This is a genomic window from Leucobacter holotrichiae, from assembly GCF_055791005.1.
This window is the reverse complement of the sequence record NZ_JBVUAC010000002.1, coordinates 175,020-187,842: the sequence shown is the minus strand read 5'-3', so window position 1 is coordinate 187,842 and position 12,823 is coordinate 175,020. Positions and strand designations below refer to the sequence as shown.

General features: G+C 69.1%; 10 protein-coding genes and 1 tRNA gene. 8 read left to right on the top strand and 3 right to left on the bottom strand.

The window, feature by feature from the left end; translation table 11 throughout:
• Position 1: 1 nt before the first annotated feature.
• From mtrB to hpf, 4 genes are all read left to right on the top strand, one after another.
• Positions 2 to 1,726, top strand: a complete 1,725-nt coding sequence (gene mtrB, locus AC0KXF_RS04475; RefSeq protein WP_473108040.1) for an MtrAB system histidine kinase MtrB — start codon at positions 2 to 4, stop codon at positions 1,724 to 1,726.
• The gene (locus tag AC0KXF_RS04470) at positions 1,723 to 3,423 is read left to right on the top strand and encodes an LpqB family beta-propeller domain-containing protein (RefSeq protein ID WP_473108039.1); all 1,701 of its coding nucleotides are present in this window, start codon (positions 1,723 to 1,725) and stop codon (positions 3,421 to 3,423) included. Before mtrB ends, AC0KXF_RS04470 begins: the two co-directional genes overlap by 4 nt.
• Positions 3,424 to 3,542: 119 nt before the next feature.
• A complete protein-coding gene (locus AC0KXF_RS04465) occupies positions 3,543 to 4,325 on the top strand; it encodes a ComF family protein (RefSeq protein WP_473108038.1) in 783 nt (260 codons plus the stop codon).
• Between the two features lie 18 nt (positions 4,326 to 4,343).
• On the top strand, positions 4,344 to 4,976 hold the full coding sequence (gene hpf / locus AC0KXF_RS04460; protein WP_473108037.1) for a ribosome hibernation-promoting factor, HPF/YfiA family: 633 nt from the start codon (positions 4,344 to 4,346) through the stop codon (positions 4,974 to 4,976).
• A 139-nt stretch (positions 4,977 to 5,115) separates the two neighbouring features.
• On the opposite strand, the gene AC0KXF_RS04455 is transcribed toward hpf, so the two are convergent.
• The gene (locus AC0KXF_RS04455) at positions 5,116 to 5,850 is read right to left on the bottom strand and encodes a polyprenol monophosphomannose synthase (RefSeq protein WP_473108036.1); all 735 of its coding nucleotides are present in this window, start codon (positions 5,848 to 5,850) and stop codon (positions 5,116 to 5,118) included.
• A 133-nt stretch (positions 5,851 to 5,983) separates the two neighbouring features.
• Between AC0KXF_RS04455 and secA the strand changes: the two genes are divergently transcribed.
• The 4 genes from secA to AC0KXF_RS04435 all read left to right on the top strand — a co-directional run bounded on the left by secA (position 5,984) and on the right by AC0KXF_RS04435 (position 10,982).
• Positions 5,984 to 8,770 carry a preprotein translocase subunit SecA gene (gene secA / locus AC0KXF_RS04450; protein ID WP_473108035.1) on the top strand — a complete coding sequence of 929 codons (2,787 nt, stop codon included), beginning with the start codon at positions 5,984 to 5,986 and terminating at the stop codon, positions 8,768 to 8,770.
• 67 nt (positions 8,771 to 8,837) lie between these two features.
• Positions 8,838 to 9,812 (top strand): DsbA family protein, encoded by a 975-nt coding sequence (locus AC0KXF_RS04445; RefSeq protein WP_473108034.1) that lies wholly within the window; start codon positions 8,838 to 8,840, stop codon positions 9,810 to 9,812.
• A gap of 34 nt (positions 9,813 to 9,846) precedes the next feature.
• Positions 9,847 to 9,922, top strand: a tRNA-Thr gene (locus AC0KXF_RS04440).
• Positions 9,923 to 10,040: 118 nt separating this feature from the next.
• The gene (locus tag AC0KXF_RS04435) at positions 10,041 to 10,982 is read left to right on the top strand and encodes a DMT family transporter (protein WP_473108033.1); all 942 of its coding nucleotides are present in this window, start codon (positions 10,041 to 10,043) and stop codon (positions 10,980 to 10,982) included.
• 59 nt (positions 10,983 to 11,041) lie between these two features.
• Here the strand turns inward: AC0KXF_RS04435 and AC0KXF_RS04430 are convergent, their stop codons facing one another.
• Both AC0KXF_RS04430 and AC0KXF_RS04425 read right to left on the bottom strand, forming a co-directional pair.
• The gene (locus tag AC0KXF_RS04430) at positions 11,042 to 11,623 is read right to left on the bottom strand and encodes a nitroreductase family protein (protein ID WP_473108032.1); all 582 of its coding nucleotides are present in this window, start codon (positions 11,621 to 11,623) and stop codon (positions 11,042 to 11,044) included.
• A 27-nt stretch (positions 11,624 to 11,650) separates the two neighbouring features.
• Positions 11,651 to 12,685, bottom strand: coding sequence for a bile acid:sodium symporter family protein (locus AC0KXF_RS04425; RefSeq protein ID WP_473108031.1), 1,035 nt, complete (start codon positions 12,683 to 12,685; stop codon positions 11,651 to 11,653).
• Between the last annotated feature and the right edge of the window lie 138 nt (positions 12,686 to 12,823).

Sequence of the window (12,823 nt, the reverse complement as noted above, 5' to 3'; positions counted from 1 at the left end):
CGTGCCCACCAGCCGATCGCAGTCCGACCGATCGCACCGGGGCAGAACGCGGCCGGGGATCGCGCTGCGACGCCTGCGACTGAGCTGGATCAGGTTCACGCAGCCGGTGCTCGGCCCCTTCCGCAAGCGCTGGCAGCGCTCGTTGATGCTGCGCACCATGACCATAACGGGCATGGTGACGGGGTTCATGATCCTCATCGCCGGCGTGTTCATCCTCACCAGCATCAGCGACGACCTCTACTCGTCGCGTCGGGACCAGGCGCTGCAGGATTCGGCGCGCGCCACGCTCGCGGCGCAGCGGCAGATCGACGCGTGGGACACCTCCGACGGCGGTGGGCTCAGCCAGCTCGCCCTCTCCGTGCGCCGCACGGTGCAAGACACCTCGGCGAGCCAGCTCGTCTACCTGCGCCGCCAGGCCGGGCAGCCGGCCGACCCGGTGGCGCCGCAGGCGGGCGTGACGAGCGTGATGCTGCAGGACGCGGTGAGCACGGAACTGAGCCGGGCGGCGCTCGATCGCGACACCCCGCAGCACTGGCAGGCGGTGACGTTCCAGACGGAGGACGGCTCGCAGCCGCCGGGCATCGTCGTCGGCTCCACCCTGGTCTTCCCGGGCACCGCGGGTAATTACGATCTCTTCATCGGATACAACCTCGCGGATACGCAGGACACGCTGAGCTTCGTGCAGCGCACCCTGCTGATCACCGCGGCCGCGATGATGGCGTTCATCGGCATCCTCGTATGGATCATGTCGCGCATCGTGTTCCGCCCGATCCGCGCCGCCGCCGATACCAGCCGACGACTGGCGGGGGGCGAGAACGAGGCCCGGATGCCCTCGCAGAACGACGAGCACTTCGACGCGCTCTCGGAAGGCTTCAACGACATGGCCGACACGCTGCAGGCGCGCATCCAGGAACTCGATCTCCTCTCGGAGATGCAGCAGCGCTTCGTCTCGGACGTCTCGCACGAGCTGCGCACACCCCTCACCACGATCAGGCTCGCGAGCGAGGTACTGCAGGGCAGCTCGGAGGAGCTCGCGCCGGGCCAGCAGCGCGCCGTCGAGGTGCTCGGGGCGCAGGTGGAGCGCTTCGAATCGCTGCTCGGCGACCTGCTCGAGATCTCCCGCTACGACGCCGGCAGGGTGACTCTCGACACCGAGCCCACGAACCTCGTCTCGCTCGTGCACGAGGTCGTCGACGGCCTGCAACCGCTCTCGGAGAGCCTCATAGAGGTGCGCCCCCTCGGAGGATACGCGCCGGTCGACGTCGATGCCCGTCGCATCCGTCGCATCGTCTCGAACCTCGTCGGCAACGCGATCGAGCACGGAGAGGGGCAGCCGATCGTCGTGACCATCGACTCGAACGCCGCCGCCATCTCCGTCACGGTGCGCGACTGGGGCGTCGGCATGAAGCCCGAGGACGTCGAGCACGTCTTCGACCGCTTCTGGCGGGCGGATCCGTCTCGCAAGCGCACACTCGGCGGCACGGGGCTCGGACTTGCGATCGCGCAGGAGGATGCCGCTGTGCACGGCGGCATCCTGGAGGTCTGGTCGCGGCCCGGCGAGGGATCCAACTTCCGTCTCACCCTGCCGAGGGGGGAAGCGATCGAGAGCTTCATGTCGCCGCTGCCGGTCGTTCCCGATGATGTCGAGCCCGAGGCCGGCGACCCGCAGAAGACCGGTGGCTGGCTGCGCCGACCGGGCAGGCGCATTCGAAGGGGCAGACGATGAGCGAGCGGATGAACGGAGCGCGCGGGCGCGGCGGCCGGAGGGCAGCCCGTCCGGTGGTCACGCTGACCGCGGCGGCCCTGCTGCTGAGCGGTTGCGCGGCGATCCCGTCGTCGGGGCCGGTGCAGACCGGGCTCACGGATCTGAGACAGGCGGATCAGCCCTGGCAGAACATCCCGGTGGGTCCGTCGCCCGGCGCGAGCCAGAAGGATGTGGTGCGCGGGTTCGTGGAGGCGGCTTCGTCGGGATCCGACGACTACGCCGTGGCGCGGGAGTTCCTCGCCCCGGAGTACGCGGAGCAGTGGGATCCCCACTTCGGGGTGCTCATCGACGACGGCAGCAGGCCGTACCAGGAGGAGGGCGAGACCGCGGGGATCCTATCGCTCTCGGCGGTCGCGAAGGTCGATTCGCGCGGGGTCATGCTGCCCGTGCAGCCCGGGCCGTCCACCGACATGCGCTTCGAGTTCACCCGGGTCGAGGGGGAGTGGCGGATCGCCTCGGCGCCGGCCGGCATCATCCTCGACAGCACCACGTTCACCTCCACGTGGTCGGCCAGGCAGCTGTACTTCGTGGGCCCCGGCGACATGCTCGTGCCCGACACCCGGTGGTTTCTCAACCGGGCATCGCTGCCGACCGCCATCGTGCGAACACTTCTCGAGGGCCCTTCGGAGCGGCTGCGCGAGTCGGTGCACAGCGGGTTCCCGTCGGGAACGACGCTCGTCTCGAACACGGTGCCCGTCGACGACGGCCGTGTGCGGGTGGATCTCAGCGGGGCTCTGCTGCAGGGCGGTCAGGCGGGTCTCGCCGAGGCCTATCAGCAGTTGCGGATGAGCCTGCAGACGGCGGCGGATGTCAACGGGGTCGACCTGTACGTTGACGGAGCGCAGGCGCAGGTGCCGGATGATGGCGAGGGGCCGCGCGTGCTCACCGAGGTGTACGAGCCCGCGGTGCTGAGGGGCGGCAGGTTCGGGTCGCTGATCGCCGGGGGATTCAAACCGGCGACGGGCTTCGCCGGCACACTCGCCGACTTCCATCCCGAGGCGGTGTCTCTCTCCCTCGACGGCGGGGTGGCCGCCGTGCTGAACGACGAGGGAGTGACGCGCATCGATGACTCCGGGCAGGTGCTCGTCGACGCTCGCGACGGATTGCTCGAGCCGAGCGTCGACGTGTTCGACTACGTGTGGACGGTTCAGCCGGCGACGGCGCAGCAGCTGCAGGTCTGGGGGCCCGACGGCTCGTCGATCTCCGTACCCGCGCCCTGGCTCGCCGGGAGGAGCCCCGCGGCGGTGAGGATATCGCCTGAGGGCGCGAGGATCGCGGCACTCGTGCCCGGAGAGACCGGTGCGCAGGTGCTCGTAGCGGGGGTAGTACGCGATGAGAACGGCGTGCCCGTGGCGACGACCGAGGAGGCCGACATCCAGATGTGGGCGCCCGGGGACCCCGTCGATCTCGACTGGGTCGGCCAGCAGAACCTCGTGGCGCTGACCAGGGTCGACGGCGCGGGCAAGGTGACGCTCGGGGGACCGGGCAAGCTCAGCGGGGAGCAGGGCGGATCGGTGCCGGGCGCTTCCCGCGTCTCGGGCGGCGGCGGAGGCACGCAAATGCGGGTGCTCGGCGAGAAGGGCGACCTCTTCTCGGCGCAGGCGGGCGGGTGGCAGCGCTCGGCTGTGGACGTGGAACTGCTCGCGAAACGCGGGTAGCGGGGCGGAAACGGGACGACTTCGCTCACAACGAGGGGGATCACGGGGATCCCGCCGTCTTCTCCACAGATTCGCCCCCGGAGCCCGTCGGAGGCGCCCGCGGGAGGCAGGATCTGAGTATGTCCCTCATCGCGAAAGTCACCGAGACGCTCCTCGATCTTCTGTCGCTGCTCTGGCCGACGGCATGCGTGAGCTGCGGTGACGCCGACCGCGATTGCTGCCTGCCCTGCCTGGTCGAGCTGCGGCGTCCATCCGAGCCGCTGCGGCCCGATATCGGGGTGCTCTGCTTCGCGAGGGGCGTCTACGACGGCCCGCTGCGCGCGGTGCTCGTCGCCTTCAAGCACGGTGGCCGGGTGGGGCTCGGCCGCGAGCTGGGCGCGCAGCTGCGACCCCCGTTGCGCGCGGCGCTCGCCCGCTGTCGGGGCCCCGCGGCTCCCGTCGTCGTCACGGCGCCGTCGCGTCGCTCCTCGGAGCGCCGCCGAGGCTATCGGCATGTGGACCTGCTGGTGACCGCGGCTCTGCGCGGACAGAGAATCCGCGTGCTGCGCGTCCCCGCGCTGCGGGCCGGCCGCGGGCGACGGGGCCAGGTCGGTCTCAGCGCGACGGATCGCGCGGAGAATGCGAGGCGCGTGGTCGTGAGGCGCGCCCGGCGCACGGTGCTGCAGGGGCGGGAGATCATCCTGGTGGACGACGTGATCACCACCGGCGCGACCGCGCTGGCCTGTCGAGAAGCGCTCGAGGCGGCGGGCGGGCGAGTGGTCGCCGTCGTGGCGCTCTGTCACGCGCGCCGCCGTGACACGCGCGGTGCGCATGCGTCGCACGACGAGGTGGCACCCAAAACCCCGAGTGCAGTAGAGTTCGGGAAAGGCGTAACGGTGCGCCACAGAGGCCCACCCGCCTGAGTCACTTGGGAGGTCACCATGGACGTGAACATCCGCGGCAAGAACGTCGGGATCACTGACCGCTTCGAGAACTACGTCGAATCGAAGACCGAGAAGGTGTCTGGCCTGTTGCCGCGGGCGCAGGCGCTCGAGGTGAAGGTTTCGAGGCAGAGCGACCGAAGCCCCAAGCACGGCGATCTCGTGGAGATCACGCTCATCGGTCCCGGACCCGTGATCCGCGCCGAATCCGCGGGCGGAGACAAGTACTCGGCCTTCGACATGGCCTACGGTCGGGTGCTCGAGCGTATTCGCCGCATGAAGGGCAAGCGACAGGACCGTCGCGGTCGTGGCCGGCTCTCGCTCGCCGATGCCGCAGCCCATGACTTCTCCGAGATCGACGTCACCCCGGCTCCCGCCGAGGTGATCGACGCGGTCGCGACCGGCAGCATCCCCCTTCCCGAGCAGGAGGGCGGCGAAGAGCAGTACTCGCCCGTCGTGATCCGAAGCAAGGAGTTCCCCGCCGAGCGGCTCTCGGTCGAGGACGCGGTGGATCAGATGGAGCTCGTCGGCCATGACTTCTTCCTGTTCGTGGAGGCCGGCACCGGGCGCCCCAGCGTGGTCTACCGCCGCAAAGGTTGGAACTACGGCGTGATCTCGCTCACCGAGGAGTAGGTGAGACCACTGCTCGGTGAGCGGGTCGCTCCCTGAGCGGGTCGCTCCCTGAGTGCGCGGTTTCCGGAGCCCTCGTCGCTTGAGTCTGTCGTACCCTGAGCCTGTCGTCCCCCGAGTCTGTCGAAAGGGGGCGGCAGGCTCAGCTCATGCCGCCGAAGCGCAGCCTCCAACCGCGGCGCAGCACGTTCCAGAGCGCTTCGAGCACGATCCCGAACGTCATCTTCGAGCGTCCGCCGGTCCGCTCTACGAAGGTGATGGGCACCTCCGCGATGGGGCAGCCGAGCCGCTCGAGCGCCCAGGCCGTCTCCACCTGGAAGCCGTAGCCCTCGGAATCGAGCGAGTCGAGATCCAGTCGCGCCAACCAAGACGCCTCGATCGCACGGAATCCGCTGGTGAGATCGTGCAGCTCCGAACGCAGCGCGATCCTCGCGACCCGCGTGCCGGTGCGAGAGATCCAGCGCCGATAGCGCGGCCAACCGACGATCCGTCCGCCGACGATCCAGCGCGCGCCGATCGCTGCGCCCCCGCATCCCCGAGCTGCATCGATCAGGCTCGGCAGCTCCTCCGGGAGGTGGGAGCCGTCGGAGTCCATCTCGACGATCAGCCGGTACCCCTCGGCGATCCCGACGCGGAACCCGGCGATGTACGCGGTGCCGAGACCGAGCTTCCCCGCGCGGTGATGCACCCGAATACGGGGGTCGGCCTCGGAGAGGCGATCCGCGAGCAGTCCCGTGCCGTCAGGGCTGCGGTCGTCGACCACGAGCACGTGCGCCTCCGGCACTGCTCGCAGCAGCTGGGAGAGCACTCCGGGCAGCGTCGCGCGCTCGTTGTAGGTGGGCAGGACCACGAGCACCTCGCGCGAGGGTTCGCCCACTGGGCCTCCATTCGGGCAACTCCCCAGCCGGCACCGGGTTTCGCCTTGCTAAGCTGAGGAGTTGTCACAATTCGGCAACGGCGGTTGAGGGCGCGAAGCGGCCCACTCCGCAGAACCTTACAGGAGACACAACGTGGCGACAGTTCTCGAAAAGCTCCTTCGCGTCGGCGAGGGTCGCACTCTGAAGAAGCTCCAGCGATTGGCGAAGACGGTCGCCGATCTCGAGAGCTCCTTCGCCGACCTCAGCGACGAAGAGCTGCGCGGAGAGACCGTCGAGTTCCGTGCTCGCCTCGAGAAGGGCGAGAGCCTCGACGACCTGCTGCCCGAGGCCTTCGCCGCGGTGCGCGAGGCCGCCAAGCGCACCATCGGCCTGCGCCCGTTCGACGTGCAGGTCATGGGCGGTGCAAACCTGCACCTCGGCAACATCTCCGAGATGAAGACCGGTGAGGGCAAGACCCTCGTGGCCACCATGCCCGCCTACCTCAACGCGCTCGCGGGCAAGGGCGTGCACATCGTCACGGTCAACGACTACCTCGCCACCTACCAGAGCGAGCTCATGGGCCGCGTCTTCCGGGCGCTCGGCATGACCACCGGCTGCATCGTCGCGGGGCAGGATCCCGCCACTCGCCGCGAGCAGTACAACGCCGACATCACCTACGGCACGAACAACGAGTTCGGTTTCGACTATCTGCGCGACAACATGGCGTCGAGCTCCGCTGAGCGCGTGCAGCGCGGTCACTTCTTCGCGATCATCGACGAGGTCGACTCGATCCTCATCGACGAGGCCCGCACCCCGCTCATCATCTCCGGCCCCTCCTCGGGCGAGGCGAACCGCTGGTTCGCCGAGTTCGCGCGCATCGCGCGCAAGCTCGAGCCGGGCGTGGACTACGAGGTCGACGAGAAGAAGCGCACGATCGGCGTGCTCGAGCCGGGTATCGAGAAGGTCGAGGATCACCTCGGCATCACCAACCTCTACGAGTCGGTGAACACGCCCCTGATCTCCTTCCTCAACAACTCGATCAAGGCGAAGGCGCTCTTCACCCGCGACAAGGACTACGTCGTGCTGAACGGCGAGGTGCTGATCGTCGACGAGCACACCGGCCGCATCCTCGCGGGTCGCCGCTACAACGAGGGCATGCACCAGGCGATCGAGGCCAAGGAGGGGGTGCAGGTCAAGGCCGAGAACCAGATGCTCGCGACCGTGACCCTGCAGAACTACTTCCGCCTGTACGAGAAGCTCTCGGGCATGACCGGTACGGCCGAGACCGAGGCCGGCGAGTTCATGTCGACCTACAAGCTGGGTGTGGTGCCGATCCCCACCAATAAGCCCATGCAGCGCAAGGACCAGCCCGACCTCGTCTACAAGAACGAGGAGGCGAAGTTCAAGCAGGCCGTCGAAGACATCGCCGAGCGCCACGAGAAGGGCCAGCCGGTACTCGTCGGCACCACGAGCGTCGAGAAGAGCGAGTACCTGTCGCGCCTGCTCGCCAAGAAGGGCGTGCGCCACGAGGTGCTCAACGCCAAGAACCACGCGCGCGAGGCCGCGATCATCGCGCAGGCCGGTCGTCTCGGCGCCGTCACCGTCGCCACGAACATGGCCGGCCGCGGTACCGACATCATGCTCGGCGGCAACGCCGAGTTCCTCGCCGTGCAGGAGATGGCTGCGCGCGGCCTCTCCACGGAAGACGATCCCGAGGCCTACGAGGCCGCGTGGGACGACGTCTTCGAGGCCGTCAAGCGCACCGTCGACGAGGAGGCGGAGAAGGTCGTCGCCGTCGGAGGCCTCTACGTGCTCGGCACCGAGCGCCACGAATCGCGTCGCATCGACAACCAGCTGCGCGGCCGCTCGGGCCGTCAGGGTGACCCCGGCGAGAGCCGCTTCTACCTGTCGCTCGCCGATGACCTGATGCGCCTCTTCAACTCGGGCGCCGCCGCGGCGCTCATGAACCGCGACAGCTTCCCCGACGATCTCGCGATCGAGTCGAAGGTCGTCACGCGGGCGATTCAGAGCGCGCAGAGCCAGGTCGAGCAGCGCAACGCCGAGATCCGCAAGAACGTGCTGAAGTACGACGATGTGCTGGATCGTCAGCGCAAGGCGATCTACGGCGACCGTCAGCAGATCCTCGACGGCGAGGAGATCGAGCCGCGCATCGATGCCTTCCGCGAGCAGACGATCGACGCGATCCTCGATTCCCATGGCCTCGACGGCGAGTGGGACTTCGACGCGCTGTGGAGCGATCTCAAGCAGGTCTACCCGATCGGTATCACCATCGACGAGCTCGTCGCGGAAGCGGGGGGCACCCGTGTCGACAAGGCGTTCCTGCGTCGCGAGATCCTCTCGGATGCCGAGGTCGCCTACCGCAAGCGCGAGGAGGAGCTCGGCGAGGAGGCCATGCGCGAGCTCGAACGTCGCGTGGTGCTCGCCACGATCGACCGTCGCTGGCGCGATCACCTCTACGAGATGGAGTACCTCAAGGAGGGCATCGGGCTGCGCGCGATGGCGCAGCGCGATCCGCTGGTCGAGTACCAGCGCGAGGGCTTCACGATGTTCGAGGGCATGATGGGGCAGATCAAGGAGGAGTCCATGGGGCTGCTCTACAACCTCGAGGTGAAGGTGCGTCCGGCCGAGGGGCCGCAGGATCACGTGCACCTCGAGGGCGGCGGACTCGAGGATCAGCAGACCCCGGATCAGTCCAAGCTCAGCTACACCGCCCCCGACGAGGACGGTGCTCCCGCGGTGAGCGGTGCTCAGGGCGAGACGGACAATGCCGTACCGAGCACGCGCGGCGCGGGCCGCGGCAAGAAGCCGGCCGGAGCTCCGGCGCAGCAGCCGGCCCAGCGCGGCGCGTTCGGTCAGCAGGTGCCCGGTGACGCCGCTTCCGGCAACCGGGCCGAGCGTCGAGCCAACAAGAAGAAGTAGCGGCGCGGCAGCGCGTCATCGCCAGCTAAGAACCAGACCGCCGGTCCCCGGCCCCGTGGAGAGAGCCATGTCAGAGAAACTCACCAAGAACGAGCGCCGCGAGCGCGCACGCGAGCAGGCGCGCCTCGCCCGCGAAGCGGAGAAGCGCCGCGAGAAGCGCGGCCGATTCCTGCTGCAGGGAGGCATCGTGGTCGGCGTGCTGGCGATCCTCGCCGTCGTCGCCCTGATCCTCACGCAGACGATGAAGCCGGCGGGCCCCGGCCCGGAGAACATGGCGTCGGGCGGCGCCGTGTTCACGAAGGACCTCAAGGTCGTCGAGACTCCTGCGCTGCAGTCGGGCGAGGATCGCGAGGCGCCCGAGGTCGACCGCAAGCAGCTGCCGCTCGATGTCACCACCTACGTCGACTACATGTGCCCCGCGTGCGGCGCGTTCGAGCAGCAGTACGGCACCATGCTCGAGAACTACGTCGGCAGCGGAGATGTGAACCTGCAGGTCTACCCGCTGAACTTCCTCGACAGCGCGTCGCTCGGCACCAAGTACTCCACGCGCGCGGCCAACCTCTTCAGCTGCGTCGTGGAGCAGCAGCCCGACGTCGCCTTCAAACTGCACAACACCCTGCTGAGCGCCGACGTGCAGCCCTCCGAGGGAACCACCGGTCTGACCGATGACGAACTGCTCGAGCAGGCGGAGGCCGCCGGTGCGGAACTCACCACCGAGCTGCGGCAGTGCGTGAAAGACGTGCGCTTCGGCAACTTCATCGCGACGAACTACAAGTCGGTGAGCGAGAACGGTGTTCAGGGTCTCGCCAAGGGAGCTCAGCTCTTCGACTCGAGCGGCACCGAGCTGCAGCCCGCGGGCGAGCCCCAGCGCCTCGTGAGCACGCCGACCGTGATCGTCAACGGTCAGCAGTGGAACCAGGCTCGCGACGGCGACCTCGAGTCGTACCTGCTCAAGGTGAAGAGCGAGGTCGAGAAGAGCGCGGCCAAGGCCGATTCGGCCGATGCTTCCGGCGATTCCGCTGATGAGGGGGAGTCGGAGTAAGCTGATCGGGGCGGTGCTTCGCGCCGCCCCCTTCGCCGCCTTAGCTCATCTGGTAGAGCAGCGCCCTTGTAAAGCGCAGGTGGTCGGTTCGAGTCCGACAGGCGGCTCCAGTAAGAAACGCGGCAGCGTTTCGTCGCAGAGTCGCGGCGCCCACAGGCGCCGGCCACGGAGCGAAGCGAGGGCCGGGCTCCACGCTGGCCCCGCTCCGCGGGGACTAAGCTGTGGGGAGTGTCGAGTTCCAAACTGCCCGTCTGGGCTGCACTCCTGGGTTCGGGCATCGCCGGAATGCTCGTCGCGGTGCAATCGCGTGTCAACGGGGGTCTGAGCCAGCAGATCGGCAACGGCTACGTGACGGCCGTCGTCTCCTTCGGATCGGGCCTTGTCGTGATGTGCATCGCCGTGCTCGTGTCGCGGCGCGCGAAGGCCGGCCTCGTGAGCCTGCGGGCCGAGGTGACGGCCGGCCGGCTCCCCCTGTGGACCCTGCTCGGCGGGGCCGCGGGCGCCGCCTTCGTACTAGGGCAGGGCCTCGTGGCGCCGCTCACGGGGCTCGCGCTCTTCACCGTGGGCATCGTCGCCGGCCAGGTGCTCGGCGGCCTGATCCTCGATCGAGCCGGCCTGGGCCCGGGCGGCCGCATCGATCCGACGCCCCCGAGGCTCGTCGGCACCGGCCTGGCGGTGCTCGCCGTCATCATCTCCGTCGGTCTGGATCTGGCCGTATCGCACGCGATGTGGCTCGTCGTCTTCCCGGTGCTCATCGGAGTGGGCGTCGCCGGGCAGTCGATGGTGAACGGACTGGTCCGGGCGGCCGCGCGGAGCGCCGTCACCTCCACGTTCGTGAACTTCGTCGTCGGCACCGCTGTTCTCGCGGTGATCGCGGTCGTGTCGGTGGCGAGCTCGGGTTGGCCGACGGAGTGGCCGACCTCCCCGCTCTACTACGTGGGCGGCATCATCGGCACCGTGTTCATCGCCGTGGCCGCCATGCTGGTGCGAGCGGCCGGTGTGCTGCTGCTGAGCATGTCGAACGTGGCGGGACAGTTGATCGCGTCGCTGCTGCTGGAAGCGGGGCTGCCGCTCGCCGGAGGGGTCTCGACCGCCATGGCGATCGGCACCGCCGTCGCGCTGGCCGCGGTGGTGATCGCGTCGCTGCCCGGGCGGGGATCGCGGGCCTGAAGACACGGCCGTAAGACACGAACCTGCGCGCTCGGAGCTCGCCGCTCGAAGCTCCCTGATCAGAGCTCGCTGAGGTGGCGCGACAGGTCGATGGGCTTGCGCGGTTTCGGGCGGCGCCCGCGTTCCTTCTCGGGAACGCCGCCGACGTAGATCCATCCGAGCAGATACTCGGGCTTCTCGAGCCCCAGCGCCTTGCGCACGGGCTTGCTGCGCGTCAGCGATCCGGTGCGCCAGATCGTGCCCCAGCCCGCCTCGTGCAGCAGAAGCCCGAGCGTGTGGGCGACGCCGCTCGCGACGGTCTCCTGCTCCCACACGGGGATCTTGTTCTTGCGCGGGCAGACGACGATCGCCAGCAGCAGGGGAGCCCGCTGCGCCTTCGCGATGTACTTGTCGCGGCCGCCGCCCTCGGCCTGAGCGAGCGCCTCGCCCAGCATCTCGCGGGCGTCGCCCCGAATGGAGATGATGCGCCAGGGGCGCAGCCCCGAGTGGTCGGCGATGCTCGACATCGCCGACACGAGCTCCTCGATCTCGCGCGGCGAGGGAGCCTCGTCGGTGACCTTCGAGTGGGAGCGGCGGATCCGCACGGCCTCGAGCGCGGGCCGACTCGCGGCGCGGTCACGGGGCTCGGGCTGCTGACTCATGGGGATCCTCCGCTCGTCCGGCGCTGCTCAGTGTACGCCGGAAGGCTGCTTCCCGCGCCGCCGCTCATCCTCGTCGGTGACCGGGCGGCGTGCCATGATCATCGCGAAGAGGGCGCCCGAGAGGTTGTGCCAGACCGAGAACACAGCGGCGGGGAGCGCGGCGAGCGGAGAGAAGTGGGCCGCCGCCAGGGACGCGGCGAGCCCGGAGTTCTGCATGCCGACCTCGACCGAGATCGCTCGGCGTTCGCGCTGCGTGAGTCGCATGCCCCAGGCGGCGAGGTACCCCAGCAGCAGCCCGAAGCCGTTGTGCAGCACGACCGCGATGAGGACCAGGAGGCCGGCCTCGACGATCTTGTCGGCGCTGCCGGCTACGACCGCGGCGACGATGAGCGCGATCGCGATCGTCGACAGCCACGGGAAAACCCCCTGGATCCGATCGATGACGCGACGCAGGAAGAGCCTGACGATGAGGCCGCCGATCACCGGCAGCAGCACCGTCTGCAGGATCGAAACCATCATCGGCTGGAAGGGCACGGCGAGGAAGGTGCCCGCCAGCCACAGCGTGAGCAGCGGCGTCATGAGCGGGGCGAGCAGAGTCGAGCAGGTCGTCACCGTGACGGAGAGCGCCGTGTCTCCGCGCGACAGGTAGGTGACGACGTTCGAGGCGGTGCCGCCGGGCGCGCACCCTACGAGGATCACGCCGGCCGCGAGCTCGGGCGGCAGTTGGAGCGCCAACGTGATGATCCACGCGAGCAGCGGCATGATGAGGTACTGCAGCACGACGCCGATGAGCACTATCCAGGGGCGCTTCGCGATGCGCGCGAAGTCGGGCAGCGTCAGCGTGAGTCCCATGCAGAACATGATCACGCCGAGCAGCCAGGGCACGGCGGGCCCGAGCGTCGACGAGGGGCCGGGAAGCGCGAAACCGATGATGCCGGCCACGATCACCATGAGCGGGAAGAGCGTGACTGCGATGCGGGCGGCGCGGTCGGTACTCGGCGCCGGCGCACCTCCCTCGCTGCGTGCGGGGGCTTCGGGCGCGGGGGAATCCGACGAACTCATGGAACAACTCTGCCACAGCTTCCGCGGCGGGCTTGACCTCGCCAGGGGCGCAGCCGTGCGACGCGCGACGCGCGGAACGAAGTCCCGACTTGCATCATCGGATGATATTCGTCAGACTTATGAGCGGTGCCGAGTTAG